This window comes from Streptomyces sp. NPDC053673, assembly GCF_055585225.1.
Genome location: NZ_JBVJKN010000028.1, coordinates 1 through 24702, shown reverse-complemented (window position 1 = coordinate 24702; position 24702 = coordinate 1). Strand labels below are relative to the sequence as shown.

25 protein-coding genes and 2 pseudogenes are annotated in these 24702 nt (G+C 70.5%); 16 read left to right on the top strand and 11 right to left on the bottom strand.

Features of this window, described 5'->3' with window-relative positions:
- Positions 1-246: 246 nt before the first annotated feature.
- The gene (gene hemC / locus ACZ6ZQ_RS29825) at positions 247-1182 is read left to right on the top strand and encodes a hydroxymethylbilane synthase (RefSeq protein WP_469771616.1); all 936 of its coding nucleotides are present in this window, start codon (positions 247-249) and stop codon (positions 1180-1182) included.
- Positions 1183-1264: 82 nt separating this feature from the next.
- Here the strand turns inward: hemC and ACZ6ZQ_RS29820 are convergent, their stop codons facing one another.
- The gene (locus ACZ6ZQ_RS29820) at positions 1265-1642 is read right to left on the bottom strand and encodes a hypothetical protein (RefSeq protein WP_469771615.1); all 378 of its coding nucleotides are present in this window, start codon (positions 1640-1642) and stop codon (positions 1265-1267) included.
- 389 nt (positions 1643-2031) lie between these two features.
- Here ACZ6ZQ_RS29820 and ACZ6ZQ_RS29815 point away from each other — a divergent pair, with 389 nt between their 5' ends.
- From ACZ6ZQ_RS29815 to ACZ6ZQ_RS29795, 5 genes are all read left to right on the top strand, one after another.
- Entirely contained in the window at positions 2032-3150 is a 1119-nt protein-coding gene (locus ACZ6ZQ_RS29815) for a PP2C family protein-serine/threonine phosphatase (protein WP_469771614.1), read from the top strand.
- Positions 3151-3599: 449 nt separating this feature from the next.
- A complete protein-coding gene (locus ACZ6ZQ_RS29810) occupies positions 3600-5702 on the top strand; it encodes a SpoIIE family protein phosphatase (protein ID WP_469771613.1) in 2103 nt (700 codons plus the stop codon).
- 212 nt (positions 5703-5914) lie between these two features.
- A complete protein-coding gene (locus ACZ6ZQ_RS29805; RefSeq protein WP_469771612.1) occupies positions 5915-7804 on the top strand; it encodes an ABC transporter ATP-binding protein in 1890 nt (629 codons plus the stop codon).
- A 12-nt stretch (positions 7805-7816) separates the two neighbouring features.
- Complete coding sequence (locus ACZ6ZQ_RS29800) at positions 7817-8065, top strand: response regulator transcription factor (RefSeq protein WP_469771611.1); 249 nt, start codon at positions 7817-7819, stop codon at positions 8063-8065.
- A 139-nt stretch (positions 8066-8204) separates the two neighbouring features.
- The gene (locus ACZ6ZQ_RS29795) at positions 8205-8825 is read left to right on the top strand and encodes a DUF4328 domain-containing protein (protein ID WP_469771610.1); all 621 of its coding nucleotides are present in this window, start codon (positions 8205-8207) and stop codon (positions 8823-8825) included.
- A gap of 245 nt (positions 8826-9070) precedes the next feature.
- Here the strand turns inward: ACZ6ZQ_RS29795 and ACZ6ZQ_RS29790 are convergent, their stop codons facing one another.
- The 3 genes from ACZ6ZQ_RS29790 to ACZ6ZQ_RS29780 form a co-directional block, all read right to left on the bottom strand.
- On the bottom strand, positions 9071-9961 hold the full coding sequence (locus tag ACZ6ZQ_RS29790; protein WP_469771609.1) for an NAD(P)-dependent oxidoreductase: 891 nt from the start codon (positions 9959-9961) through the stop codon (positions 9071-9073).
- A gap of 437 nt (positions 9962-10398) precedes the next feature.
- Positions 10399-12099 (bottom strand): alpha/beta hydrolase, encoded by a 1701-nt coding sequence (locus tag ACZ6ZQ_RS29785; protein WP_469771608.1) that lies wholly within the window; start codon positions 12097-12099, stop codon positions 10399-10401.
- A gap of 333 nt (positions 12100-12432) precedes the next feature.
- Positions 12433-12837 (bottom strand): 2Fe-2S iron-sulfur cluster-binding protein, encoded by a 405-nt coding sequence (locus ACZ6ZQ_RS29780; RefSeq protein WP_469771607.1) that lies wholly within the window; start codon positions 12835-12837, stop codon positions 12433-12435.
- 225 nt (positions 12838-13062) lie between these two features.
- Here ACZ6ZQ_RS29780 and ACZ6ZQ_RS29775 point away from each other — a divergent pair, with 225 nt between their 5' ends.
- The 3 genes from ACZ6ZQ_RS29775 (at position 13063) to ACZ6ZQ_RS29765 (ending at position 14247) form a co-directional block, all read left to right on the top strand.
- The gene (locus tag ACZ6ZQ_RS29775) at positions 13063-13248 is read left to right on the top strand and encodes a helix-turn-helix domain-containing protein (RefSeq protein ID WP_469771606.1); all 186 of its coding nucleotides are present in this window, start codon (positions 13063-13065) and stop codon (positions 13246-13248) included.
- Positions 13199-13498 (top strand): DUF427 domain-containing protein, encoded by a 300-nt coding sequence (locus ACZ6ZQ_RS29770; protein WP_469771683.1) that lies wholly within the window; start codon positions 13199-13201, stop codon positions 13496-13498. The genes ACZ6ZQ_RS29775 and ACZ6ZQ_RS29770 overlap by 50 nt, the downstream gene beginning before the upstream one ends.
- Positions 13499-14001: 503 nt before the next feature.
- Positions 14002-14247, top strand: coding sequence for a hypothetical protein (locus ACZ6ZQ_RS29765; RefSeq protein ID WP_469771605.1), 246 nt, complete (start codon positions 14002-14004; stop codon positions 14245-14247).
- Positions 14248-14314: 67 nt separating this feature from the next.
- Here ACZ6ZQ_RS29765 and ACZ6ZQ_RS29760 read toward each other — a convergent pair whose 3' ends face one another.
- Together ACZ6ZQ_RS29760 and ACZ6ZQ_RS29755 are read right to left on the bottom strand one after the other, a co-directional pair.
- Positions 14315-16129 carry a S8 family serine peptidase gene (locus tag ACZ6ZQ_RS29760; RefSeq protein ID WP_469771604.1) on the bottom strand — a complete coding sequence of 605 codons (1815 nt, stop codon included), beginning with the start codon at positions 16127-16129 and terminating at the stop codon, positions 14315-14317.
- Positions 16130-16313: 184 nt separating this feature from the next.
- Positions 16314-16832 (bottom strand): hypothetical protein, encoded by a 519-nt coding sequence (locus tag ACZ6ZQ_RS29755; protein WP_469771603.1) that lies wholly within the window; start codon positions 16830-16832, stop codon positions 16314-16316.
- A 279-nt stretch (positions 16833-17111) separates the two neighbouring features.
- On the opposite strand from ACZ6ZQ_RS29755, the gene ACZ6ZQ_RS29750 reads away from it, so the two are divergent.
- The 3 genes and pseudogenes from ACZ6ZQ_RS29750 to ACZ6ZQ_RS29740 all read left to right on the top strand — a co-directional run bounded on the left by ACZ6ZQ_RS29750 (position 17112) and on the right by ACZ6ZQ_RS29740 (position 18351).
- Positions 17112-17759, top strand: coding sequence for an ATP-dependent DNA ligase (locus ACZ6ZQ_RS29750; protein WP_469771602.1), 648 nt, complete (start codon positions 17112-17114; stop codon positions 17757-17759).
- Positions 17760-17812: 53 nt separating this feature from the next.
- Positions 17813-18004: pseudogene (locus tag ACZ6ZQ_RS29745) on the top strand (aldo/keto reductase); the annotation flags it as partial.
- A gap of 128 nt (positions 18005-18132) precedes the next feature.
- Positions 18133-18351 (top strand): hypothetical protein, encoded by a 219-nt coding sequence (locus tag ACZ6ZQ_RS29740; protein ID WP_469771601.1) that lies wholly within the window; start codon positions 18133-18135, stop codon positions 18349-18351.
- A 95-nt stretch (positions 18352-18446) separates the two neighbouring features.
- Here ACZ6ZQ_RS29740 and ACZ6ZQ_RS29735 read toward each other — a convergent pair whose 3' ends face one another.
- Both ACZ6ZQ_RS29735 and ACZ6ZQ_RS29730 read right to left on the bottom strand, forming a co-directional pair.
- Positions 18447-18743, bottom strand: a complete 297-nt coding sequence (locus ACZ6ZQ_RS29735) for an nSTAND1 domain-containing NTPase (RefSeq protein WP_469771600.1) — start codon at positions 18741-18743, stop codon at positions 18447-18449.
- A gap of 360 nt (positions 18744-19103) precedes the next feature.
- Complete coding sequence (locus ACZ6ZQ_RS29730; protein WP_469771599.1) at positions 19104-20129, bottom strand: alcohol dehydrogenase; 1026 nt, start codon at positions 20127-20129, stop codon at positions 19104-19106.
- Positions 20130-20456: 327 nt separating this feature from the next.
- Between ACZ6ZQ_RS29730 and ACZ6ZQ_RS29725 the strand changes: the two genes are divergently transcribed.
- Positions 20457-21005: a YciI family protein gene (locus ACZ6ZQ_RS29725; protein ID WP_469771598.1), complete on the top strand. Its 549-nt coding sequence runs from the start codon at positions 20457-20459 to the stop codon at positions 21003-21005.
- A gap of 161 nt (positions 21006-21166) precedes the next feature.
- Complete coding sequence (locus tag ACZ6ZQ_RS29720; protein WP_469771597.1) at positions 21167-21700, top strand: GNAT family N-acetyltransferase; 534 nt, start codon at positions 21167-21169, stop codon at positions 21698-21700.
- A 238-nt stretch (positions 21701-21938) separates the two neighbouring features.
- On the opposite strand, the gene ACZ6ZQ_RS29715 is transcribed toward ACZ6ZQ_RS29720, so the two are convergent.
- Positions 21939-22475: a hypothetical protein gene (locus tag ACZ6ZQ_RS29715; protein WP_469771596.1), complete on the bottom strand. Its 537-nt coding sequence runs from the start codon at positions 22473-22475 to the stop codon at positions 21939-21941.
- Positions 22465-22761 (bottom strand): hypothetical protein, encoded by a 297-nt coding sequence (locus ACZ6ZQ_RS29710; protein ID WP_469771595.1) that lies wholly within the window; start codon positions 22759-22761, stop codon positions 22465-22467. The genes ACZ6ZQ_RS29715 and ACZ6ZQ_RS29710 overlap by 11 nt, the downstream gene beginning before the upstream one ends.
- Positions 22762-22924: 163 nt before the next feature.
- Here ACZ6ZQ_RS29710 and ACZ6ZQ_RS29705 point away from each other — a divergent pair.
- Positions 22925-23140: pseudogene (locus ACZ6ZQ_RS29705) on the top strand (hypothetical protein); the annotation flags it as partial.
- 144 nt (positions 23141-23284) lie between these two features.
- Positions 23285-23743 (top strand): hypothetical protein, encoded by a 459-nt coding sequence (locus ACZ6ZQ_RS29700; protein WP_469771594.1) that lies wholly within the window; start codon positions 23285-23287, stop codon positions 23741-23743.
- Positions 23744-23942: 199 nt separating this feature from the next.
- Here the strand turns inward: ACZ6ZQ_RS29700 and ACZ6ZQ_RS29695 are convergent, their stop codons facing one another.
- Positions 23943-24434 carry a cupin domain-containing protein gene (locus ACZ6ZQ_RS29695; protein ID WP_469771593.1) on the bottom strand — a complete coding sequence of 164 codons (492 nt, stop codon included), beginning with the start codon at positions 24432-24434 and terminating at the stop codon, positions 23943-23945.
- Positions 24435-24702 lie beyond the last annotated feature (268 nt).

Sequence of the window (24702 nt, the reverse complement as noted above, 5' to 3'; positions counted from 1 at the left end):
GTCGTGTCACTGCGGCGCGGCTCCAAAGGGCCATGGGCACACGGTTTCGCAATCGCCGGTCCCGGCGGAGGACGCCCTGCTCCGTCACCGTTTCCTCGGCATGCCGTGGCCCGGCGCAGGAATCTCGAGAGACAGCGAATTACTTCACCCGATTGCCCGTTCGACAGTTGGACTTCCTGGTGGTATGGAAAAGATGGGCGCGGGCTTCTCGTCGGGGCTCAGGTCCGGCGGTCTATCGTGGGCGGCATGTCCGCCCCTGAGCTGATCCGTATCGTCTCCCGCGACTCGCCCATGGCCCTGGCCCAGGTGGAGCGCGTTCGCGCCGAGCTGGCAGCGCTCCACCCCCACATCCGCACCACGGTGGTCCCGGTGAAGACGACCGGCGACAAGTGGATGGGCGACCTTGCCCTGGTCGAGGGCAAGGGTGCCTTCACCAAGGAAGTCGATGCCGCCCTCCTCGAAGGTGAGGCCGACCTGGCGGTCCACTGTGTCAAGGACGTCCCCGCCGACCGGCCACTCCCGGTCGGCACCACGTTCGCCGCGTTCCTGAAGCGGGACGACATCCGCGACGCCCTCATCCACCCCGGCGGCCTCACCCTCGACGAACTGCCGCCCGGAACCCGGATCGGGACGTCCTCCGTGCGCCGCATCGCCCAGCTCGCTGCCTCGCACCCGCAGCTGAACTGTGTACCGTTCCGAGGCAACGCCAACCGCCGCCTGGACAAGCTTGCCGCCGGTGAGGCCGATGCCCTCCTCCTGGCGGTCTCCGGACTGGAGCGCATCGGCCGCACGGACGTGATCACCGAGGTCCTGACGCCGGAGCAGATGATGCCGCCGATCGGCGCCGGAATCCTCGCCCTGCAGTGCCGCGAGGACGACACTGCGCTCATCGGGACCGTCAGCGACCTCGGTCACCCCGACACCCACCGCGAGGCCACCGCCGAACGTATGCTCCTCCATGTCCTCCAGGGCCACTGCAACAGCCCCATCGCCGGCTACGCCAAAGCTGAACGCGGCGGTGATCTCTCGCTGCGCGCCTGCGTGTTCACCCCGGACGGCAAGACGGTCCTCAACGCTCACGAATGGGCCGGGCGCCTCGATCCGGCCACCTTGGGTACCTCCGTCGCCGTCGCCCTCCTCCGCCAGGGAGCGCGTGACCTGATCGACGGCATCGCGCACTGAGAAGGCACCTGAAGCCAGGGTTCCTGCAGGACGGCCCGGGCGACCGAACGGCTTCACCCTTTGGCGGCTGTGACGAGAGGATTCAGCGCGCGAGATAGAGGGTGAAGCCTCCGCCCCCGTCGGAGACGCGGGCGACGTGGCCGTAGCCACGGGCGGTGGCGTAGGTGCCGGTGCCGCCGGTGACGGCGATGTCGAAGTCGCTGGGCGGGGTGCCGACGGGGGTGGTCTGCAGGTGCTGCCACGTCACCTGCCCCCGGGGAAGGCTGAACGTGCCTGTGCAGAGATTGGTTCGCGCCGCCACTCGGGTGCACACCGCTCCCTCGGTGCCGTAGCGGACACCTCTGCGGAAGAGGTTCGCGGTGAGGATGATCTGATCGCCGACCCCTGGTCCGGGTGTCCCGTTGTCGACCATCGTGGTTCCCGTGCCCGTCGACGTCAGGCTGATGACCTCCGTGCGCATGACATCCCTGCCCCGAACCAGGGGGTCGTGGGACGCAGAGGCGGAACCCGCGAGAGTCGCGAGCGACAACGCGGTTGCGGCCACCACGCCCCACTTCGAAATGGAAAGCATAATTCCTCGCCCGATGTCAGAATTCTTGGTGCGCCTAAGAATTCTCATTGCGCGAGTAGTGTCAATTATCGAACTCGTCATAAGCGCCGGGTTCATCCTTCCGGCGGTGTCTCCCACGACACACCGAGGCGGCCGAGTCGAGGTCTTCGTCCTCGGTGGTGGTGAGGGCCGGCGCGGGTGGCCGGGGTGCGTTGTTGTGCGATCGCGGAGCGGCCGGGGGCGCACGGCCACGGCGGCGGGGAGCTGAATGGCCACTTAGTCCCGATATGATGCACTTTGTGATCACGCCTGGACGGCTGCGGCGCCGTCGTCCCCCCTACGGCGGCCGGTGGGAAGTTGCTCTGCTGTCACCGGTGATCCTCACCGTCCTCATCGCCGGCCTGGCGTTCTCCACACCGAGGGAGATCGCCTTCAGCCGCCTCCTGCCCGCCGCACCCGCCCTCGCTGCCGCGATGTGGCCGGTGCTCCCCACGATCCTGCTGGGGACGTTCTGCCTGCTGGTCATGATCGGCCTCAGCCTCGTCTACTCCGACCTGGGGACGCCGTACACCGCAGCTGCGATCGTTGCGGTCACCTTGGCAGCCGCGTACGCGAGCCATGTCCGACTCCAGCGGGAGGAGATGCTCTTCCACGTGCGGCTCGTCGCGGACGCGGCCCAGAAGGTGCTGCTGCGTCCCCTGCCGCGGCGCATCGAGGGTGTCGAGATCGAGTCGCTGTATCTGGCGGCCCAGGAGCAGGCCCGGATCGGCGGTGACTTCTACGAGGCGGTCGACACGCAGTACGGGCTCCGGCTGCTCATCGGCGACGTACGGGGCAAGGGCCTGACCGCGGTGGGGGCGGCCTCCGCAGTGATCAGCAGCTTCAGGGAGGCCGCGTACGACGAGCCCGACCTGAGGGGCGTCAGCCATCGCCTGGAGACCAGCATCATCCGCCACAGCGCTGCGTTCCCCTCCCAGGACCTGCCGGAGCGCTTCGCCACCGCTCTTATCGTCGAGATCCCGCACGGCAGCGGCCACGTCAGACTTCTCAACTGCGGGCACCCCCCGCCGCTGCTCGTGCACGACGGGGAGGTCCGCGTCCTGGAACCCACCACTCCCTCGCCGCCCCTCCACCTCGCGACGCTCATCGGAGACCACTACTTCGTCGACACCGTCGCCTTCGCCCCGGGCGATCAGCTGCTGCTCTACACCGACGGGGTGACGGAGACCCGGGACCGCGCGGGCGAGTTCTTCCCGCTGCCGGACTGGATGCGGCGGGAAGGCCTGGCGCCGCCCCGCGAGCTGCTCGACCGGCTTCACCGGGACCTGCTCCACTACAGCGGCGGAAGGCTCGAGGACGACATCGCGGCCGTCGCCGTGCGGAGCCCTGACACCCGGGCCCAGGAACACCCCGCGTAGGCGGGTGGAAGCGTCGGGTCGGACTCGCTGGTCGGCCGGGTGCCCGTGACCGGGCCCGCCCGTATTCGCTCGGCAGTCACTCGTTCGGCCCAACGGGCCGCGTGCGGCGTGGGCACCGGCCGGCCGTCCGGGCGTATGGTCCGCCCAGGTCAACCTCGAAGATCCCGGCCGCGGCAGACGGCGACGGGCCGGGTGAGCCGCTGATCCCAGCCATGAGCACGGCGAATGATCAAGTTGGAGCGGCGCAGGCATGATGTGCCGGGTCCGGCGAGCCTGTGCCCACGGGGTGTGCGGCAGGCCGATCCAGGGGGAACATGGAGGCCGAAGTACTCGCCGGAGATTGACGTACTCACCAGAGCAAAAGGGGGCAGCCGACAGATAGGGGACGGCTACGGACCGCAGCGGGGGCACGGCCCACACGTGGTCCGCCAGGTGGAAGGAGCGCCCGGGTGAGCGCAGCCGATGGACGTCCGGCTGATGCCGGTCAGCCGCGGGGAAGGCCGCCGCAGCCGAGCGGGCTGATGGACCTTCTCGGCGTCGCTGCGGTGCTGCTGGACGCCGACGGGCGAATCGTCCTGTGGAGCCCGCAGGCCGAGGACCTGTACGGCTACGCCGCCAAAGAGGCGCTGGGGCAGTACGCGGCGCCGCTGCTCGTCCACGAAGAGCACTGGGACCTGGTGATCAAGAAGTTCGCCGAGGTCATGGAGACCGGCCAGAGCTGGGCCGGGGCGTTCCCCGTCCGGCACAAGGACGGCACCACGCGGTTCGTGGAGCTGCGCAACATGCGGCTGCTGGACGACCGCGGCGACTTCTACGCCCTCGGGCTCGCCACCGACTCACCGACCCTTCGCGAGGTGGAGTGGGATGTCGCGCTGTCCAGCCGGCTGATCTCCCAGTCGCCCATCGGGCTGGCGATCCTCGACAGCGATCTGCGGTACGTGGCCGTCAACCCCGCCCTGGAGCGGATACACGGCATTCCGGCCAGAGACCACCTCGGCCGGCACTATCGCGAAGTCATGACGTCCGCGAAGTTCGAGGTGCCCGAGAGCGCCATGCGGGAGGTCCTCAGGACCGGGGTGCCCATGGTCGACCAGGCCACCATCGTCGGTCGCAGCCCCGCCGATCCACAGCACGAGCATGCCTGGTCGATCTCCTTGTACCGGCTGGAGGATCCGCAGGGGCGTGTTCTCGGGGTGGCCGATCTGGTGGTGGATGTCACCGACCGGTATCAGTCGGCCATGGAGGCGGCGGAGGCCCGGCGCCGCCTGGCCCTGATCGCAGACGGCTCCGCCCGTATCGGCACCACCCTGGAGGTGGGACAGACGGCCCGGGAGCTGGCCCAGGTCACTGTTCCCGAGCTCGCCGACGTGGTCACGGTCGACGTACTCGACTCCGTCCTGGACGAGCACCGCCGAGCCCTCACGGACGGCCCCGCTCTCTTCCGCGCCCTCGCGGTGAAGGCCGCCTACCCCACCGAAGCCGCCCAGGCGTGCGACCCACCCGGCCACATCGCGGCCTACGGCGCCGACCGGCTGGCCACCCAATGCGTACGCACCGGCCGCCCGATCCTCATCTCCCGCGCGGACGAGACCGACCTGGCACACATCGCCCGCGACGACCACGCCGCCACCCTGCTGGCCCGCGCCGGGGTGCATTCGTACATGCTGACCCCGCTCACCGCACGCGGCCACATCCTCGGCTGTCTGGGGCTCATGCGGGCCCGCAACCCGCTGCCCTTCGGCGAGGACGACCTCGCCCTCGCCGGTGAGCTGGCCTCCAGGGCCGCCGTGTGCATCGACAACGCCCGCACGCACCAGAGCATGCGCAACGCCGCCGAGATCCTGCAGCGCAGCCTGCTTCCGGACCACCCGCCCGATCTTCCCGGCCTGCAGATCGCCTACCGGTACCGGCCGGCACAGGCCACCTACGAGGTCGGCGGCGACTGGTACGACGTCCTCCCGCTCGACGGCGACAGGACCGCGCTCGTCGTGGGCGACGTCATGGGCAGCGGCATCGACGCCGCCGCCACCATGGGCCGCCTGCGCACCGCCACCAGCGCCTTCGCCGACCTCGATCTCGACCCCTCCCAGGTCCTCCAGCACCTCGACAGGATCACCTCGGGCCTGGAGCACTACATCGCCACCTGCGTGTACGCCGTCTACGACCCGCACCGCGCCGAGTGCCACATCGCCAACGCGGGCCACCTGCCGCCCGCCCTCGTGCGCAGCGGCGAACCTCCCGAGCTGCTCGACCTGCCCAGCGGCACCCCGTTGGGAGTGGGCGGCGTCGCCTTCGAGACCATCACCCTCGACCTCGGCCCAGGCGACCAGCTGGTCCTGTACACCGACGGACTCGTCGAAACCCGCCATCACCCCATCGACGAACGCCTCGAAACCCTCCGCCGTCTGCTCGACAGGCCCGACCGCTCTCTGGAGGAAACCTGCGACCGGCTCCTTCAGGAACTCCGGCGGCCCGACGACCCGGATGACGTCGCCCTTCTCATCGCGCGCACGGAGCCGTTCACGCCCGACTCCGAAGATCTTCGGCGTTGATGCCGACAGGGCGGGAGTGCTGCTGACGGTGCCGGCGGTGGCTCGGGCCCTGACGCGGGTGCCCGCAGGCTCGGCGGCCGGCCGGAGCGAATTGGCCGGAGTGAACCGCTTGACCTCAAGTTTAGTTGAGGTTTTAGCGTGGTCAGTGCGCCCCGGGCCATGTCGGCCGACGGGATCCCAGCGCCGGCTCACCAGATTCCGGAGGCACCCCCATGGACATGGAAGTCACCGCGTGGACTTCGCTGCACAGCGCGATGAACGCCCAGCAGGACCGGCGGCCCTTCTCCCGGGTGACCCTGCGCCGCATCGCCGCCTTCGCCCGGCCGCACCGCCGGAAGATAGGTCAGTTCCTGCTGCTCAGCGTGGTCACGGCACTGCTCGCGGTGGCCACCCCGGTCCTCGCCGGCCGGGTCGTGGACGCGATCGTCCACGGCGATGCGTCCGGGACCGTCGTCCGGCTCGCGCTTCTCATCGCGGTGATCGCCGTCGCCGAGGCCGGCCTGGGCCTGCTCACCCGCTGGCTGTCGGCGACCCTCGGCGAAGGGCTGATCCTCGATCTGCGCACGGCCGTCTTCGACCACGTCCAGCGGATGCCGGTCGCCTTCTTCACCCGCACCCGCACCGGGGCACTCGTCAGCCGGCTCAACAACGACGTCATCGGCGCCCAGCGGGCCTTCAGCAACACCCTCTCCGGTGTCGTCTCCAACATCGTCACCCTGCTGCTGACACTCGCCGTGATGCTCACCATCTCCTGGCAGATCACTCTGCTCGCCCTCGTCCTGCTGCCGGTGTTCGTCGTCCCGGCGCGCCGCATGGGTTCCCGGATGGCCCGGCAGCAGCGCGAGGCCGCCAATCACAACGCCGCCATGGGCACCCAGATGACCGAGCGGTTCTCCGCCCCCGGCGCCACCCTCGTCAAGCTCTTCGGCCGGCCCGACGACGAGTCGGCCGAATTCGCCGCCCGCGCCCGCCGGGTGCGTGACATCGGTGTCCGTACGGCCATGGCCCAGTCCGCGTTCATCACCGCCCTCACCCTCGTCTCCGCACTGGCCCTGGCCCTGGTCTACGGGCTCGGCGGCTACTACGCCCTGCGCGGCCGGCTGGACCCGGGAGCCGTTGTCGCGCTCGCCCTGCTCCTCACCCGTCTCTACGCGCCGCTGACCGCCCTCGCCGGCGCCCGCGTCGAGGTGATGAGCGCACTCGTCAGCTTCGAGCGGGTCTTCGAAATCCTGGACCTGGTACCGCTGATCGCCGAGAAGCCGGACGCCCGCCGCGTGCCGGACGGCCCGGTGTCCGTCGAGTTCGACGCAGTCCGCTTCGGCTACCCGTCCGCCGACAAGGTCTCCCTCGCCTCCCTCGAAGAGGTCGCCACCCTCGACACCCGAGGCGGCACCGAAGTCCTGCACGGCGTCTCGTTCCGCGCCGAACCCGGCCAGATGGTCGCGCTGGTCGGCTCCTCCGGCGCGGGCAAGTCGACGATCGCCCAGCTCCTGCCGCGGCTGTACGACGCCGAAACCGGCGCGGTACGCCTGAACGGCGTCGACGTACGCGACCTGACCGCCGCATCGATCCGCGAGACGCTCGGCATGGTCACCCAGGACGGCCACCTCTTCCACGACTCCGTCCGCGCCAACCTGCTGCTCGCCCGGCCCGGAGCCACCGAGGACGACCTCTGGGACGCGCTGCGCCGCTCCCGGCTCGACGGCCTGGTGGCCTCTCTTCCCGACGGGCTGGACACGGTCGTCGGCGAGCGCGGCTACCGCCTCTCCGGCGGCGAGCGCCAGCGGCTGACGATCGCCCGGCTGCTGCTGGCCCGGCAGCGGGTCGTCATCCTCGACGAGGCGACGGCCCATCTCGACTCCACATCGGAGGCGGCCGTCCAGGAAGCCCTGGGCGAGGCGCTGGAGGGTCGTACCGCCGTCGTGATCGCCCACCGGCTGTCCACCGTGCGGGCCGCCGACCTGATTCTGGTGGTCGAGGACGGCCGGGTCGTCGAACGCGGCACCCACACCGAACTGCTCGCCGCGCGGGGCCGGTACGAGGAGCTGTACCGCACCCAGTTCGCGCACCCCGGAGCGGAGGAGGCGCAGCCCGTCGGTTGAGGTCCCGCAGCGTTGTGGATCCGGGTCCCGGGAGCCTCCCCCGGGACCCGCGCCGCTGCCCGGCTCGCGCAGCATGTGCTGGCCCCGCGCGAGCAGGAGGCACTGCGGCACATCGCCGCAGGACGCACCTACCTGCAGACCGCCCGCCACATGGGACTCTCCAGGCACACCGTCGACGCCTACCTCCGCCGCATCCGCGCCAAGCTCGGCATCCACAGCACCGCGGAACTCACCCGCCTCGCCATCACCCTCGGCCCGTGACACCCGGCCACCCATGCGGCGCCGAAGATGTAGGAGATCGCAGGCTGGGAGCTCCTGTCTGGACGGGCCCGCTCCGGGCCCCATACATTGCTCGTCCCAAAGCCGACCGGGTTCGGCCGCCGTCGACGTGGGAGCACCGGTGGGCAAGGGTTCAGGGGCTGTCGTGTGCGCCGCGCTCGGAGCGAACATCGCTCTGGCCGTGGCACATCTGGTGGCCCAGCTGCGCCTGCACACCGTGCTGGGGCACATGTCTCACGGCGAGCCCGTCCTGCGCGCCGAGATGTGGGTGGGCAACTTCGCGGGTGCCCAAGTCGCCGTCTTTGCGGGAGCGGGTCTTCTCTTCGTGCTGTGGTTCGTCCAGGCGTGGGAGCGGGCCGGCTCTCTTCCTGCCCATCGACGGTGGTGGCAGAGTCGGCGTTGGGCTCTGGCCGGCTGGTTCGTCCCTGTTGTGAACCTCGGGGTCCCGTTCCTGATCGCTCGCGACTTGTGGGCGTCGAGCAGGCCCGAGGACAACGCTCGCGGTCACTCCCGGCTGTGGGTCATCGGGTGGTGGCTTTCCTTCGTGTCGTGGACCGTTGCCAACCGCTGGGCCCAGGCCCTGTACGGGCGGGCCGAGCAGGTGGAACCGGTCAGGGGCGCCTTGCGCGTCGGCATGGTCACGGATGCCCTCGGCGTACTCGCCGCCATTGCCGCCATCGCCTTCGTAGTGCGGCTGGGACGGTCTCGGATCGCCCGGGCATCCGCCCCAGCAGGCCGTTGACCACCTGGTTGACCACCTGCCGCTGATCACGCCACGGAGTGATCAGTGTGTGGGGTGTTGTTCACGCATTTGGCGGTGCCGCCTGGCTGACGCGTCGGCCCGGCGAGTGCCGCTGGACGTGCGCTGATCGCGGAGGCGATCGGCGGACCGCTCCCCTCAGCCGTGGAAGTCGGGCGGGAAGCCGGTCCAGCGAAGCCCCGTTGGGGAGGTGCCCCGTGTCGTTGTAGAAGAGCACGGGGTTGCGGTCAGGGAGCGTGTCCTTCGTCGAAGCTGGCGAAGTAGGCGGCGGCCATGTCTTCGTCGCCGTGGCCTTGGGCGGCGGCGCGGGTGAGGCGTTCGGCGCCGGCGGCGGCCACATCGAGGCGGATGCCGTGCTGCCGGCCGGCCTCGACGATCAGGCGAGCGTCCTTGGCTGCGGTGGCGACAGCGAAGCCGGCCGGTGACAGACGGTCCTCCAGGACGAGGGCGGCCTTGGCGCGCAGGTAGCCCATGTCGAGCGGGCCGCCGGCGATGAGGTCGAAGAAGCTCTGCGGGTCCACGCCGAGGCCCTTGGACAGGGCCAGGACCTCACCGGCCGCGGTGGTGGCCGCGATGACCCAGCTGTTGGCCACGAGCTTGAGGCGGGTGGCGCTGCCCGTCGCGCCGTCGTCGCCGGTCCACACCGTGCGGGCGCCGACGGCGTCCAGGACCGGCGCCACGGCCTCCCGGCCCTGGCTCGGGCCTGCGGCCAGCACGACCAGCTGCCCGGCCTCCGCGGGCTCGCGGGTGCCGAGGACGGGTGCGTCGAAGAAGACCAGCTGGTGCTCCCGGGCGAAGTCGGCCAGTTCGCGGACGGCCTCGAGCCCGGCGGTCGTGGACTGCACCCAGGCGGTGCCGGGGCGCAGGGCGGGCGCCGCCTGCCGCATGGTCTCCAGGGCGGCGGGGCCGTCGTGGACCATGGTGAGCACGACATCGGCATCCTGCACGGCTTCGGCGGGGGTGTCGGCGATGTGCGCGCCGTCCGCGGCCAGCGGCTCGGCCTTGGACCGGGTGCGGTTCCATGCGCGGACGGTGTGTCCGGCCCGGGCGAGGTTGCGGGCCATCGCGGCCCCCATGATTCCGGTGCCCAGGACGCTCACGGTGAGTTCGTCGGTCATGACGTCGGCCTTCAGCCTTTCTGCTCGTACGATGCTGTGCCGTGGGGAGCCGGTACCTTTCGGGGCGCCGGCCGGCACCGGTTGTCTGGAGTGTGCCCGTTCAGCTGCGTGCCTTTCTGCCGCTTTCTCCCGCGGCGCGTGCAAGACCGTCCGGCCGGTCCCGGTGGCCGTCGAGCGTTGGGTTCGGCCTCTGCCGACCGGTTTCGCGCTCGGGCGGCCGAATTGGGACGCCTGGGGGTGTCGCGTTGTGTTCCATGGGCCGGATGCACGCGTTCGAGACCCTGGCCGAGCGATGGCTCCTGCCGCTCCTGGACTGACGCCCACTGCGCCCGGGTGTCCGCGAAGCACGAGCCCGGCGGCGGGAGTTCCACTCCCGCCGCCGGGCTCCACCCACATTCGCCCGTGGCCCTCGGTTCAGCGGGCCGTGATCGAGCAGATCAGGTGCACCGGGTTCCGTCCGCGGGAGGGCGGCCCTCGAGCAGGTAGGTGTCAACTGCGTCGTCGACGCAGGGACTGCCCATGATGTACCCGCTGTGGCCGTCGCCGTCGCGGGTCAGGAGCACGCCGGAGTCCAGCTGCTCGGCCAGTCCCTGGGCCCACGGGTACGGGGTGGCCGGGTCCCGGGTGGTGCCCACCACCAGGATCGGCGGCGTACCAGGGGCGTTGACCTCATGCGGGGTGCCGACGTGCTTGGCGGGCCAGTCCGCGCAGTTCAGCGCGTTCCAGGCGGCCTGCTCTCCGAACACGGGGGAGGCCTGCCGGAAGGAGGGCATCGCGGCCTGGACCTGCTCGGCCGAGGTCAGGGCCGGGGGGAGGTCCAGGCATTGGACCGCCGCGAAGGCCTGTCCGGAGAATGATGCGTCAGGGGTGTTGAACAGCGCCAGGTCCGCCCCGTTGCCGGCGAGCGCCTGCCCAAGGGCTGCCCGCAGCTGGGGCCAGAGTTCCTTGTTGTACATCGCAGTCGATATCGCCGCGGTGGCGGTGTCCTTGTCGAGGATGCCCGCCTCGCCTGCCGGCAGTGGCGTGCGGTCGAGCTGCGCCAGCAGCTCGTCCAGGCGTTGCCGGGCGCCGGGCAGGTCGGTGCCCAGCGGGCAGTCCCCTCTGGTGGCACAGTCGGCCAGGAAAGCGTCCATGGCCAGCTGGAACCCGGCGGCCTGTTGGCGTAGATAGTCCAGCCTGTTGACCCGGGGGTCGACGGCGGCGTCGAGGACCATCCGGCCGACCCGGTCGGGGAACTGCTCGGCGTAGACGGTGCCTATGGAGGTGCCGTAGGACACGCCCAGGTAATTCAGCTCGGCATCCCCCAGAGCGGCGCGGAGCACGTCCATGTCGCGAGCGGTCTCCTGGGTGGAGACATGGGCCAGCCGCGCCCCGGAGTCGGCCTGGCAAGCGGCGCCGGACTGCCTGTTGGCCTCGATCAGTGCGGTGATCTCGGCCGGGTCGTCCGGCGTGATGTCGAACGGGACGGCGTCGACCGGAGCGGAGTCGGCCGCCGGCGCGACGGGTCCGCAGGTTATCGCCGCGCTCTGCCCGACGCCGCGTGGGTCGAAACTGACGAAGTCGTACTGGGAGCGCAGCCGTGCGGTGGAGAACGTGTCCGGATTGTGCACGGTCTCGACACCGGAGCCGCCCGGTCCTCCCGGGTTGTACACGAGAGAGCCGATCCGCTCGCCCGGGTCGGTCGCCTGCCTACGGGCAAGGGCCAGCTGGATGGTGCGCCCACCCGGGTCGGCGTAGTCCAGAGGCACCTCCAGCCGTCCGCACTGGACACCGGTACCGCAGGGCTTCCAGTCGATCTTCTGCGTGTAGAAGGGGCGCAGCGCCGCCGATCGGGCGGGGTCGGTGCTTGCTGCGGCCTCCTGGTGGTTGAGCGCCGGTGCGTGGATGAACAGCACGCTCAGCAGCCCTCCGCCGGCGACCAGACCGACCAGCGCGGCCGGCCACACAGGACTCCACCGCCCGCGGCGCGCTCCTGGAGCCCAGGTGTCGGCGACACGACCGGGCAGCGCGGCCGCGCCGGTCACGGCCCGGTGCAGGGCCCGTCTGAGCTTGGCCGCCCAGCGCGCGACGGGCCTGGTGCGCGTGGGGCGTACGGGGGGATCGCTTCCGTGGTGAGGGTCCGGCGCTTGGGTGGTCATGGTCGTTCTCCGGTCTCCGAGGTGGCCGCGGCTGACGGCCCGCACTTCGAGGGAAGGCGACGGGGACCTTGCGGTTAACTCCCGAAAACCCGTGACTTGACACGATTCTGGATCTCTGCGTCTTCGAGATCACCCAGGTCAGAGGTGCCCCAGGGTGCTTCTTGGGTACGCGGCAACGCCTCGGCCTTCCATCGGGGTGGAAGGCCGAGGCGTTGTGGTCGATCAGTTGCGAGTGCCTACGCGTCGCACCAGGCGTGGGCCACGCACGCGGTCTCGAAGTGCCACCAGCCCTCCTCCTGGCCGCGCACCAGGAGCCGTGGAAGTAGGCAGGCCCTAGAGGTCGAGGACGACTTCGGTGGTCGGCTCGCTGCAGCACACCAGTACGGTGCCGGTCTCGGGGAGTTCGAGGGGCTGGGTGGTGTAGGTGATGTTGCCGGAGACGAGGGGGGTGATGCAGGTGTGGCACACCCCCGTGCGGCAGGACCAGCGGGTGGGGATGTCGCAGGCTTCGGCGAGGCCGAGCAGTGATGCGTGGGCCGGAGACCAGCGGGTGGTGATACCGCTGCGGGCGAAGGTGACGAGGGGGCCGGTGCCGGTGGGGCCCGATGGCTGGTGCGGGCGGACGGCGGCGGTTGGCGTGATGCCGGGGTTGATGGCGGGGAGCGCGCTGAACAGTTCCATGTGGATCCGGTCGGGGCTCAAGCCGTGATCGCGCAGGTAGCCGCCGAGTTCGTCCATGAAGGCGGGCGGACCGCAGAGGTAGGCGTCGGCATCCGGGGGAATGCCCGTGTCCGCCAGGGCGCGGGCGGTCGGGCGGCCGCGGCTGATGTGGGCCTTGTCGGGATGTGGGGCGGGTTCGTGCTGTGTCCGATGCTAGTGCCGCGACAGGGCAAAGCTTGCCGGGAGGGGCACTGGTTCTTTCGCCGGTGTCGCCGTGATCCTGCGGCGGCGCCGGAGTGATGGGTGGCTTTCGTCAACGAGGTCTCGGTGACCAGAGCCGCGGGCGTGTTGCCCATGTCGCAGCCGGCGCTGTCCCATCAGATCGCGGCGCTGGAACGGGAGTTGGGCACGCCCGTCGGCGGCGCGGCGGGCCCGCGGCATCCGGTGGCACGGCCCCGCCGCCTGCCTGGGGGCTGCCGCACGTTCTGATGGTTGGGCAACCTTCTGCCCCTACAAGGGCCTGTGCGACTACTACGCCATCGGCGACGTGAACCGCGCTGCCTGGTCGTACCGCAACGCCTATGAGGAGGTCGGAAGGGTTGGCGACATGGTGTCGTTCGAGCCGGACCAGGTCGAGGTCCACCTCGACGGCAAGCGCCTGGAAATCGAGCCCGGGCAGAAGGTCGTCCCCCACGGCGTCGACCGCGGCCTGGACGTCGACGAAGTCAGGGCCCGCTGAGCGCTGGCGCCGCGGACCGGGACGCCGCCGGCGAACTGCTCCGGCGCCTTCGTCCGACCCTCCGGATCACCCAGGTCCGGGCCACTCCGCCGATGCCGGCATGCTCGTCACCTGGGCCGAGACTCCACCACAACACCCTCAGGACCGTCTCCCGGAAGCCGTTCCTGGAGTGCCAGGGGTGAAGGCCGGAGGCTCCGCCACTGGACAGAGTCGCTTGTCCGGGTTTCGCTGTATATATGCCGCATTTGATGAGCGGTCGTGCGGCAGGAAGCGGCCGGGTCCCGGTTATGCGCGGTACGCACCGGGGCCCGGCACGCTACGTGAGCAGCCGTACCGGGTGCGATGCGGCGACGGTCATGTGACCGGGATCCTCCCCGGCCCGGCTGTGTCGCCGACGCTTTCGCACATCAGGTTCTTCCGGGTACGGACTGAAGCGGGCCATGTCTCCGCGTTGTGGTCCCGGACCTGTTCTGTTCTCCCCGTACGTATGGGTGGTGGTGGCTGTGGAACGACAGGCGGTGTCGGTCGAGGTGATCCCGGACGGCTATGTGGTGTCGTGCCCGGGCATGGACGTGGTCGGGCGCGGACCGACGGAGTCCGACGCGTGGCGGGACTTCTGGGCCGCGGTGCGTGCGGACCGGCAGCCGCCCAGGAAAGCGACGCTCGCGGCGCTGGGCGGGCGGCTGCCGCCGCGCCGGGCGAGGTGGCTGCGGGTGCGCACGATCCGGGTGCGGGACTTGTTCGGCTGAGCTTGCGCAGGTCCGTCCCCGGCGTCGTGGCGACAGACGCCGGGGACGGAGCTTGCGGTGCCGCTCCTCAGGCCTGGGGTGGGTAGGGCCCGGCGGCTGCCGCGTACATCCGTTCCGCGCGAGGGTCCTGCTGCCAGGTGGCGGGGGTGCCGAGAGCCGTTGGGGCGTCGGCAAGCCCCGCCCCCATACGGGCCGGGTCGGCGCCGGGGACGGGCCGGCAGGCGGTGCGCAGCAGGGCGTGGAGGTGGTCGGCGCGAGCCGGGGTGCGGGGGATGGCCTGGGTGCGCAGGTGATCGTGGTGGGCCAGCAGCAGGGCGGCGAGGCCGGTGACGTGGGCGGCGGCGATCGCGGTGCCGTCGGCCGGGGTGTAGCTGTCACCGAGGGCGGTGGTGATCACCGCGGCACCCGGCGCGACCAGATCCACGCCCGGGCCGGCCGGCGTGAACGGTGCGGCGTAGGGGCCAGGCCACGGTGGTTGCGCCAGGGCGTGGGGGCTGGTGGCCGGGTAGGTGCCGGTGTGTGCGATAGCCCCCACCGCGAGGACGCCCGGCAGGGTGGCGACGTGCGCGACAGGCCCTGCAGTGTCGCCGGCCGGAGCGATGACAGCCACCCCTGCGGCGCGCGCGTCCAGCAGCTTCCATGCCACCAGCTGGGACGGAACCATGTAGGCGAGGTTGATCTGGGCGATGTCGATGTCGTGGGTGATGCAGTAGTCGATGGCGCGGAGCAGGTCGCTGACCCGTCCGCCGGGGAACAGTTTCAGTGCGTGGAGTTCGGCCTCCGCGGCGATTCCGGTGATGCCGGTGCGGTTGTCGGCCGCGGCGATGATCCCGGCGCACCAGGTGCCGTGACCACATGCGTCCACTTGCCACGCACTGTCACCGGAGCCGGCGGCGGTGAAGTCGTACCCAGCCCGCACCGCCTCCTTGAGATCGGGGTGGGCGGCATTCACTCCGGAGTCGAGGAGGGCGATTCTGACGCCGTGACCGCGGTACGTGGGAGGGATCTGGTGCAGCCGCATCGCCTGTGTACCCCAGCCGGTCACCGCCCGGCCCGGGAACCCCTCGAACGTGTCCTCCAGAGCCCGCACCTCCACGACCCGCTCCCCGTTGTCGGCGAGAAGGGGGAGGTCGATCCGCTGCGGCCAGTAGCCGCTCACCGGGCGGACGTACAACGCCTGGAGGGTGGCCGGGGTGTCCGCGGCCAGTTGCAGGCTCACCCGCCCGTCCCGGCCGGTCATCCCGTGAGCGGTGGCGGCGGTGCCGATCGCCCACACGTGCGCGCTCGGCAGCACATCGCCGTCCCGCCCCCTGACCACCACACTGATCTGCTCGGGCTCCTCCAGCGTGACGGCGAGCGCCGGGTCCGCGGCGGTCACGCCGCCACCGGTCAGGCCGCCGATCGCCGGGATGGGGGTGTAGGACAGCGGCTGGTCGATCTCGACGACGACCTGCGGGTTCGCGGCCAGCGCACGGGCCCGCTCCTCGGGCATGGCGACCACGGCGACCGGCGGGCAGGCGGGGTGCGGCTCCGCGATCGCCCCAAGTCCGCGGGAGCGCGACGGACGCACCTGCGCCACCGGTTCCACGTCAGGGTCTTCCTCCAGCAGAGCGAACAGCGCGGTCGCTTCGATCGGTGGCACCCCGCCCGCCAGCCGGCCCACCGGACGGGGCGCCACCAGATACCGGCCCCATCCCGCCCGCACACCCCGTCCCGGGACCCGCCCCGGTTCCCGTTCCGTCCGCCTGGCGCTCTGCCCGGCCGGCTCACCCGGCCCGCTCACAGCCTCGCCGGGCTGCTTCCCCGCCGCATTCTGCGCGCCCTGCGACTTTCCGCCCTTGCTGCCGTTGCCCGGCTTCATGCCGCCGCCCTGCTCACTCATCACCTAAACCGCCGTCTCGAAGGTCTTCGCACGCTTCAACGTCACCAGCCGCGGCGGTGGGAGCGGGCGTGCCGTCCGCTCCCACCAGCGGCTACCGCTGCGCGGCGTCTCGCCTCCACGCAGCGGCACCACAGGCCGGGCGGGCCGGCCCCGGGAACGGGGCAGCGGCCCGCCCGGCCGCGTCTCACATGCCCAGGCCCGACATCTGCCCGTACTGCGGCTGCTGCCCGAAGATTCCCTGGCCGTGGATCTGACCGAACTGGCCGAACTGACCGGGCTGGCCCTGCACCTGCTGGCCGGGGAACTGCCCGAACTGGCCCGCCTGGCCCTGGCCGGTGATCTGCGCGAGCGCGGTGTGCACGATGGGCGCGATCCGGCGGGCGCACTCGGTCAGCACCATGCTCCAGGCGTGCGGCGGGATCTGCCCCTGCGCCTGGATGCCCATGAGGATCTGCGGGTCCGTCCGCAGATGTTCCGTCACCGCGCTCACCGCTGTCGCCGCACATCGCAGCGACAGCTCGGTCACCAGCAACGGCAACTGCTGCTGCCCCTGCATCCCGAACGGCTGCTGCCCTTGGCCGAACTGGCCCTGGCCCTGGGCGAACGGCTGCTGCTGGCCGAACAGCTGCTGGCCCATCGGGGGCTGGCCGTAAGGCTGCTGGGTCTGCGGCTGGCCGATCTGCTGGGGGGTGTAGACGGACATTCGGACTCCTCCTTGAGTCTCCGACGGAAACGCACGAGAAACGGCAAACCGGAAGTCGGTCCGCCGCCACGGAGCAGCAAACCACCAACCGACCAAGAACACATTTCGGGACATACCACCAAGCGGTGGCAGCGCGTGTAACGGGCTGACGCAGGACCGGGCAAGCCGCGGCATCGGCCCTGTGGGCGCCGTCGATCCGCCCTCCGGCCCCGGCGTCGTCGGGGGGCGCGCCGGGCAGGCGGGTGGCCGAAGCGCGTCGACGGGGTCACGCTGGAAACCATGAGCGTGCACCCGCCCCCCGCCTCGCACGGTGCGCTGCCTCCCCTGGCGCCGATGCTCGCGGTGATCGGTCCGCCACCCGGACCGGAGGCAGAGGCCGAATACGCGTACGAAACGCTGTGGAACGGCGCCCGTGTCATCGTCCATCTGCCCGGTGACGGCAGTGTGCGCCTGCTCTCGGCGACCGGAGTGGACGCCACGGCCCAGTACCCGGAGTTCCAGTCACTGGCCGGTCTGCTGCCCGCGCCGGAAGCAGTGCTCGACGGTGAGATCATCACCCTGGACGGCCAGGGGCACCCATCGGTGGAGCAGCTGCAGCAGCGGATGAGCCTGCACCATCCGGACGCCGTCGCCCACGCCCGCGAGGACCTTCCCGTCCATCTGATGATCTTCGACATCCTGTATCTCGGGGAACCGACGGTGCACCTGCCCTACACGTCCCGCCGGGATCTCCTGGACGACCTCGCCCTGCCCGGACCCGGCATCGCCGTGCCCGCGGCCTGGCCCTCGAGCGCCGCTCAGGCACTCGAGCAGACGTACACGGAAGGCTTCGACGGGGTGATTGCCAAACGGCTCACCAGCCCGTACCTGCCCGGACGCCGCTCCCGCGACTGGATCAAGATCAAGCACCTTGACGCGGACACGTGAGTCGCGCGTCGGCTCGCCAACGCCGACCACGTCTCGTGCCGCGCGGTCAGCGCGCCGTGGCTGCCGAGGCCGGGGCCACACCCACCCAGGTCGCGCTCGCATGGCTCCTCGGCCACTCGGCGGTAATCCTCCCGATCCCTGGCAGCGCCCGGATCGACCACCTGGAGGAGAACCTCGCCGCAGCGAACCTCCACCTGACCTCCGCCCACCGCGACCGCCTCGACCGGCTGCCCGAGCAGGCATAGGTTCCGTCTGTTCGATCGTGATCGGAGCCGACCGGAAGGCGACTGCGGCGGCGAAGACGGTGGTGCCGAGGTAGGCGAAAGGTTGCCCCGGTCCCTCCCGGGTTGTCACGCAGCTATGATCAGTCGCCATGCCGGCCGAACCCGAGCATCACACCGTGCACCACTTCTCCCAGGCCAACCCCTCCGGTCCGGGCTGCGACAGCGCCCCCGCCCTGCTGCGGCGGGTGGCAGACTCCATCGAGTCCCTCGGCCCTGTGGAGATCCAGGACATCGTCATCCACTCGGAGATCACCGAACACGGCGAGTGGCTCTCGGCCACGGTCTACTACCACCGGGTCGGGGAGTGATCCGCAGGGCGTAGTGCACGCTGGACAGCAGCGCCTCCTGCACTCGCTCGGCACCTGGCCGGCCCAAGAGCCGCCGCCGATGCCGACTTGTCGTCTCACGCATCGAACGTGGTCCGGTACGCCGCGACGCAGGGCGGGGTCACGGTCCCGCCCGTCCCTCCGGCCCGCAGGTACAGCTCCTGCAAGGTGTACGCCAGTAGCGGCAGCGCGTCGCCGCCCCCGCAGTCGTCGACCATTCGGGCCACCACACCCGGAGCGAACGTCAAGCCGGCCTGTTCAGCAGGTTTTTCGATGACCGAGTAGAGCTCGTCCCGCCCCAGTACGCCGATCACCATGGGCTCGCCGTCCGCCCGCAGGGCGGGGCGCGCGGCGTCCGGTGCGTGCAATCGCAAGGCGGTGGGGGCACCTCCCAGGCGCAGCTCTGGGGGAGATCATCCGCGTACTGGACGTACCTCTCCACTTGATCGCACTCCCGCACTCCCGCCCCCCCGCACCGCCGTTCACCCGACCCCGACCCCGACCCCGGCTCCCGGCCCCGGCCCGGAGCCAACCCGACCTGGACCCCGATCCCGACCGCCGTTCACGATCACCGCGCAGTCCCAATGAACACCCGTGCACGCAGTCACTCCTGACTCATCGTCAGCGAACGGTGAGCCCAGGCTCGGGACTCGCCCGGGGTGAAGGTGGCATTGCGGCGACGTTCCTGCACCTGGCGGACGGTGGTCACCGCAGGTGAGATCGAACCGTCACGGTCAGCGGGCGGTGAGCACCATCCGGAAGCGGGCGGCGCCGGACATCATCTTCTGGTAGGCCTCGTCGGCCTGGTCCAGCGGCACGATTTCGATCGTCGGGCGGATTCCGTGCAGGGCGCTGAACGCCATGGTGTCCTGCACGTCCTGCGCGCCGCCGGACGAGTGCCCGCGGACGACCAAGCCGCCCATGATCAATTGGATCGGGCTGATTCCCAGCGGCTCGGCGTCCGCGCCGATGACCACCAGCTCGCCGCGGTGGGACAGCCCGTCCACGGTCGCCGTGATGGCCTTGGAGTTGGCGGCGGTGGCCAGAACGGCCTTGGCGCCGCCGAGGGACTTCAGCGCGTCGGCGACGGAGGTGTCCGCGGTGCTGTCGACGTAGTGGTGCGCGCCGAGCTGCCTGGCGAAGTCGGCCTTGTCGGCGCCGCGGGCGATGGCCACCGTCTCGAAGCCCATGGCGGCCGCGTACTGCACGCCCAGGTGGCCGAGGCCCCCGATGCCGAGGACGGCGACCAGGTCGCCGGGCCGTGCGGAGCTGCGCCGCAGGCCGTTGTACGTCGTCACCCCCGCACAGGCCAAGGGTGCCGCGTCGGTCGCCTCGAGCGTGTCGGGGATCCGGGCCAGGGCGTCGGCCGGTGCGATCACCGTCTCGGCGAACCCTCCGTCGTATGCCCATCCGGGGACCTTCAGGTTCTCGCACATAATGAAGTCGCCCTGTCTGCAGGGCGTGCAGTGGCCGCAGCTGCCGCCGAACCAGCCCACCGTCACCCGGTCGCCGACCTGCCAGCCGCGGCTTTGTGTTTCCTCGCCGAGTTCGTCGATGCGCCCGGCGATCTCATGCCCGGGGACCACCGGAAACCGGACTCCGGGAAGCATGGCGTCGACAAAGAAGGAGTCGCTGTGGCAGATCCCGCAGGCGTCCACGGCGATCCGTACGTGGCCGGGGCCCGGCTTCGGGGCCTCACGCTCGGTGATCGCCAACGGCCCGCCGGCGACGGCCACCTGAGCAGCTCTGTAGGTGCTCATCTGGACCTCTCCCGGGTACTATTGGGAACGGCCCCCGGTACCATCAGATCACGTCCGGCCCTGTCGCGCGCGCGGGCCGGGGCCAGGTCCCGGTCCTGCCTCTCGGATCATGCCTGGTGGCCGGCAAACGGACTGATCCCTGTAACTGGCCGGCCAAGGAGCAGGAGCGCAATCGTGTCGGCCTGATCAGGTAGGCGCGCCAGGACCTCGGCCCCGGCACGGTGCCGTGGCCGACCATCGAGGTCGACCCTGCCGCGTTTGGAGCGTGCGGTCATCGTCGCCAAAGCCTGTTGAGATGTTGCCGCATGTTGTGGAGAGTCTGTGGGCATGGAGTTCTTCTGTTACCACCGCGATCGGCCCGGCTCCGTCAAGTTGCGCGACGAGCTGCTGGAAGACCACTGGTCCTACATGGACGGGTATGCGGCGGAGTTGATCGCTCGTGGCCCGACCTTCGCCGGCGACGGCGATACGCCCACCGGCAGCGTGCACATCGTCGACCTGCCAGATCCCGCTGCAGCCCGCGCGTTCGCCTTCGACGAGCCCAACTACCAGGCCGGCGTGTACCGGGACGTGCTGCTGCGCCGGTGGCGCAACGTGCTGGGGCGCACGATGTGGGATTTCCCCGGCGGCCGGACCGGCGGCAACCGGTACCTGGTGCTCGGCCTCGGCTCGGGGCAGGCCGCCGACCTCGACGTCCCGCCCGACCGGGACGAGCTGATCGCGTACGGGCCGCTGCTGTCCGACGACGACGCCATCTGGCTGGGTACGGCGGCGCTGGTCCGGGCCCCGGACCCCGACACGGCACGCGCCGTCCTGACCCAGGACCGGTACACCGAGATCGAGGTCCACGGCTGGGAGTTCGGCGGGCGGCGGTAATGAAGTTCCGGTAGGGCACGAGGGCCTCTCTGCCGCCGGGCGTAGACATCGCAATCCACGCCGGCCAGAAGGCCTTCACTACGGATGCCCGGTGACGACTCCTCAGTCGGCCACCCTGAGTGCTCAGTTGGCCAGGAGCCGACACGAAGGATCATGGTGAGATGACTGTTCGCCCTTCTTCCGCATTGCCAACCGTGGTGCGGCTCACGGACTATACGAAGACCGACCAGATCGAAATCCTCGGTGACAGTGCCGATCCCTTCGGAGTCGCAGACGCCGGATTGACGTGGCTGCCCAAGGAAGATCATTTCGGTATCAGGCACAAGGGCCGCCTTGTTGCACACGCCGGTCTGCTGCGGCTACCCGTATCGATCGGTGGGGTCGGCACACAGGTGGTGGGCGTCGGCGGGGTGGCTGTCGCGCCTGATGTGCGGGGGCATGGACTGGCGCGTTTGGCCGTATCGGCAGCCCTGGACCACGCACGGACGATGGGGCCGCAGCACGCGATTCTCTTCTGCCGGCCACCCCTCGTCCCGCTCTACCAGCGACTCGGCTGGCAAACGCTTGAGCAGGACGTTCACGTCGAACAACCCGACGGATTCGTGATCATGCCGCTGCGAACCATGTGGACGCCACTGCGCGACGGTGCGAATCGGCCTCTTGGAGCGGTGCGCCTGCTCTCGCTCCCCATGTGACGACTCCGGTAAGTGCCGTCCCCGGACCGACGTGTGCTGATCCCCCGGCAGTCCGGCGGCCGGATGCGTCCGGCACACCAACTGTCAGGCGGCCGCTTGCCGCGGCGGGCCGTCGCCGCAGGGGAGTCACGGGTGACTCCCCATCGTGCGGGCCATCAGCACGCGGCCGAGGCCCGCAAAGGCGGGCGCGCAGCCGACAGTTTTGGCCGTAAGGCGTGGTACCGGACCCGGGGTCGGCTCATGTGGCAGGTGCCAGGTCGCGCTTGGCGGCGGAGACGACGTGGCGGCGGGTCACCCGAGCGCACTCGTGCCAGAAGGGTATGGCGGTCAGGTACGCGCCGAGTGCGGAGAGGATGCCGAGGGAGACATCCACGCTGAGACGCCCTTGCTCGGCCCAGTAGACGTCCTGCAGATCGAGGAGCAGGGCGAATTCGTCGGCGATGAGGGCGGTTCCTGCGCCGTAGGCGGCGGCGATGGCGGGGTGGCCGACGGCGCGCTCGTCGCCGCGTACGGCGATGAGCCCGATGCCGGCGAGCGTACCGATGCCGAGGTTGTAGTGGTGCAGGTGCTGGCCGCCGGCGGAGATGTTGCCCCAGGGCAGCCATCCACCGCGGATGCCGTGGGTGATGATCCGTACGGTTCCCCAAGTGACGCCGAAGGCGATCCACGTCACGATCAGTGATCTCTTCGTGGGAGTGAGGTGCTGGCTTGCCGATTCGCGCCAGCGTGCGATGAGCCGCGACCGCTTCGGCTTGCGGGAGGTGTCAGTGCCCATGGGGGTGACCATCCGGACTCGGTGCAACGATGCCGGTGTTCTGCTGCGCGGCGCCGCCGGTCGGAGTGCGTGAATCGGTTGCGACACGAGAAGCTCGAACCGCATGGGCGAGGGCGTCCATGCAGCTGTGGCAGTAGTCCTCACGGTCGCCCAGGCCGTCCTGTGCCGACGCCGCTTCGTCGCTGAGTATCCGAGCGCACAGGGCGTTGCCGTCGCCGTCCAGGGCATGCCACAGGAGCCCGGTGCCGGTCTTCGTCGCTATGTGTTCGGCGCACATGTTGTACATCGGCCACCTCCCACTCGCACGGCGTTGCGGTCCAGCTCAATGAGAAGCCCACGTCATTCACGTGGCCACTCAAACGATGCCGAACGGGTGAATCACCGGGTCGGGGAGGTCCGGGCCTCCCGATGTGAGGTGACTTCACCCCACCGGCTGCTCCCTCGTCACCCTTCTGGAGCGGATCGATGCCGACGGTATGCTGGTCCGCCTGAGTGTCCTGCAGGGCAGCGCCGCCCGGCGGTTGTACGAGCGCCACGGGTTCACCGTGGAGGCGCAGGACCCGATCGACGTCTGCATGGCGCGACGTCCGGGTGCGGGCGCCCCCGGTTCGTCAGGAGGCGGGCCGGGTTCTTGTCACCCTGCTCCACCGCCGGTTGTCCTGTGAGACTGGCCGCCCCGGAGTCGGGGAGTCACGTGACCGCCACCGACGAAACCCCGCTGCTGCCGGAGGTGCTGCGGGCCTACCCGTACCCGTGGGACAACGCCTTCATCTGGACCTCGGAGAAGGAGGACGAGGAGACCCTCGCCTATGCGCGGGCGTTGCTGGAAGCCTGCCTGCCGCCCGAGCCGCTCGCCGAGCCCGAGCCGCCGGAGGGGGCGCGTCCACGACTCCTCCGACAACGAGTACCCCGAGTGGACCGGGATCCGGGCCGTCCTGCGCGAGCGCATGCCCTACGCCCGGTACGTGACGGCCGAGCGCATGGCCGACGCCGAGGCCGAGTGCGCCAGTCGGGGGGCTCGCCACGACCGGCTTCCAGGAGGTCTGGACCCGCCGTATCACCGCCTGGATCGCCGAGCGACCCTGTACTGGTGCGGCCTCATGGTCGACGACGAGGCCGCCCTCACACCCTGGCTCATGGACCTCGCCGAGCTCTACGTCCAGCGCGGCATGGCCGCCGCGAAAGCCCTGGGCGCGCTCAGCTGCACCAGGTCCGTACCCGAGAGCCGCGCCGCCCTCGCCCGGCTCGCCACGTACGGGGTCTGCTGACGACGAGGACAACCCCGGGGACGCCCGCCGCCCGTGAGGGCGGCGGGCCGTCGGGTGGGAACCGACAGTCGTCAGCCGGCTTTGGCAGGCTCTTCGGCTCGTGCTTGCGTGCCTGCGAGAGACCCCCTGTCAATAACGTCAGTCAGTTCCGTCGGTTCCGTCGGTTCCGTCAGTTCTTGCAGTTCTTCCAGCTCTTGAACTAGGGCTTGTCCGGGGAAACCGGGTGGGAGCTGGTCCGGTGACGGCTGCGGAATTCGGCCAGCAGCTCGTCGGTCACCTCGGCCCCGGCGCTCACGGCGGCGTGGACGTCCCGGAAGTAGTTTTCGTAGCCGGCGGGGGTGTAGAGGCACAGGGCGCGCGCGGGGACCAGGCCCGCGTTGCGGAAGCCGTGCGGGGTGCCGCGGGTGGCGGCGAGCAGATGTCCGGGGCCGGCCGTCACCTCGCCGTCTCCGGTGTGGAGCGTCAACTCGCCCTCAAGAACGTAGAAGTACTCGTCGTGCCCGTCGTGCACGTGTGGCCTGGCACCAATGGTGCCGGGGGCGAGGCTGAACTCCTCGAAGGCGAAGTGCCCGCCCGTGTGCTCGCCGGTGAGCCGGAAGAAGTGCGCGACGCCGGCGACGTCTATGAGTTCACCGTCCTGGGGGCGGCGCAGCAGCGGACGGGCGGGAGTATGGGCCTGATGATCAGTCATACGGGCATTGTGGCCCAGAGACCGTCCGGCGAGTCATGAGCGAAACCAGAGGCTTACGGCAGTAACGGTCACGGTGACGTGAAGACATAGGAACGCTCGCCGGAGCGGGTGCGGGAACTTCAGGGTCTGCCCGGTGGACGTGCTGGTCAGCCTGATCCGCCGGAGGGACCCTGGGCCGTGTCTGACAAATCCCGCCTGGCGCGCGACGCCCGGCACGCCCTCCCCCGTAGCCCTTCGGGCACGGGAGGTGCCCCCACGCTGCGTTGTC

Coding starts and splice junctions, on each gene's coding strand:
- hemC (WP_469771616.1), top strand. CDS start 247: ATGTCCGCCCCTGAGCTGATCCGTATCGTCTCCCGCGACTCGCCCATG.
- ACZ6ZQ_RS29820 (WP_469771615.1), bottom strand. CDS start 1,642: ATGCGCACGGAGGTCATCAGCCTGACGTCGACGGGCACGGGAACCACG.
- ACZ6ZQ_RS29805 (WP_469771612.1), top strand. CDS start 5,915: ATGGACATGGAAGTCACCGCGTGGACTTCGCTGCACAGCGCGATGAAC.
- ACZ6ZQ_RS29790 (WP_469771609.1), bottom strand. CDS start 9,961: ATGACCGACGAACTCACCGTGAGCGTCCTGGGCACCGGAATCATGGGG.
- ACZ6ZQ_RS29785 (WP_469771608.1), bottom strand. CDS start 12,099: ATGACCACCCAAGCGCCGGACCCTCACCACGGAAGCGATCCCCCCGTA.
- ACZ6ZQ_RS29780 (WP_469771607.1), bottom strand. CDS start 12,837: ATGGACGAACTCGGCGGCTACCTGCGCGATCACGGCTTGAGCCCCGAC.
- ACZ6ZQ_RS29760 (WP_469771604.1), bottom strand. CDS start 16,129: ATGAGTGAGCAGGGCGGCGGCATGAAGCCGGGCAACGGCAGCAAGGGC.
- ACZ6ZQ_RS29755 (WP_469771603.1), bottom strand. CDS start 16,832: ATGTCCGTCTACACCCCCCAGCAGATCGGCCAGCCGCAGACCCAGCAG.
- ACZ6ZQ_RS29750 (WP_469771602.1), top strand. CDS start 17,112: ATGAGCGTGCACCCGCCCCCCGCCTCGCACGGTGCGCTGCCTCCCCTG.
- ACZ6ZQ_RS29740 (WP_469771601.1), top strand. CDS start 18,133: ATGCCGGCCGAACCCGAGCATCACACCGTGCACCACTTCTCCCAGGCC.
- ACZ6ZQ_RS29730 (WP_469771599.1), bottom strand. CDS start 20,129: ATGAGCACCTACAGAGCTGCTCAGGTGGCCGTCGCCGGCGGGCCGTTG.
- ACZ6ZQ_RS29725 (WP_469771598.1), top strand. CDS start 20,457: ATGGAGTTCTTCTGTTACCACCGCGATCGGCCCGGCTCCGTCAAGTTG.
- ACZ6ZQ_RS29720 (WP_469771597.1), top strand. CDS start 21,167: ATGACTGTTCGCCCTTCTTCCGCATTGCCAACCGTGGTGCGGCTCACG.
- ACZ6ZQ_RS29715 (WP_469771596.1), bottom strand. CDS start 22,475: ATGGGCACTGACACCTCCCGCAAGCCGAAGCGGTCGCGGCTCATCGCA.
- ACZ6ZQ_RS29710 (WP_469771595.1), bottom strand. CDS start 22,761: ATGTACAACATGTGCGCCGAACACATAGCGACGAAGACCGGCACCGGG.
- ACZ6ZQ_RS29700 (WP_469771594.1), top strand. CDS start 23,285: ATGCGCGGGCGTTGCTGGAAGCCTGCCTGCCGCCCGAGCCGCTCGCCG.
- ACZ6ZQ_RS29695 (WP_469771593.1), bottom strand. CDS start 24,434: ATGACTGATCATCAGGCCCATACTCCCGCCCGTCCGCTGCTGCGCCGC.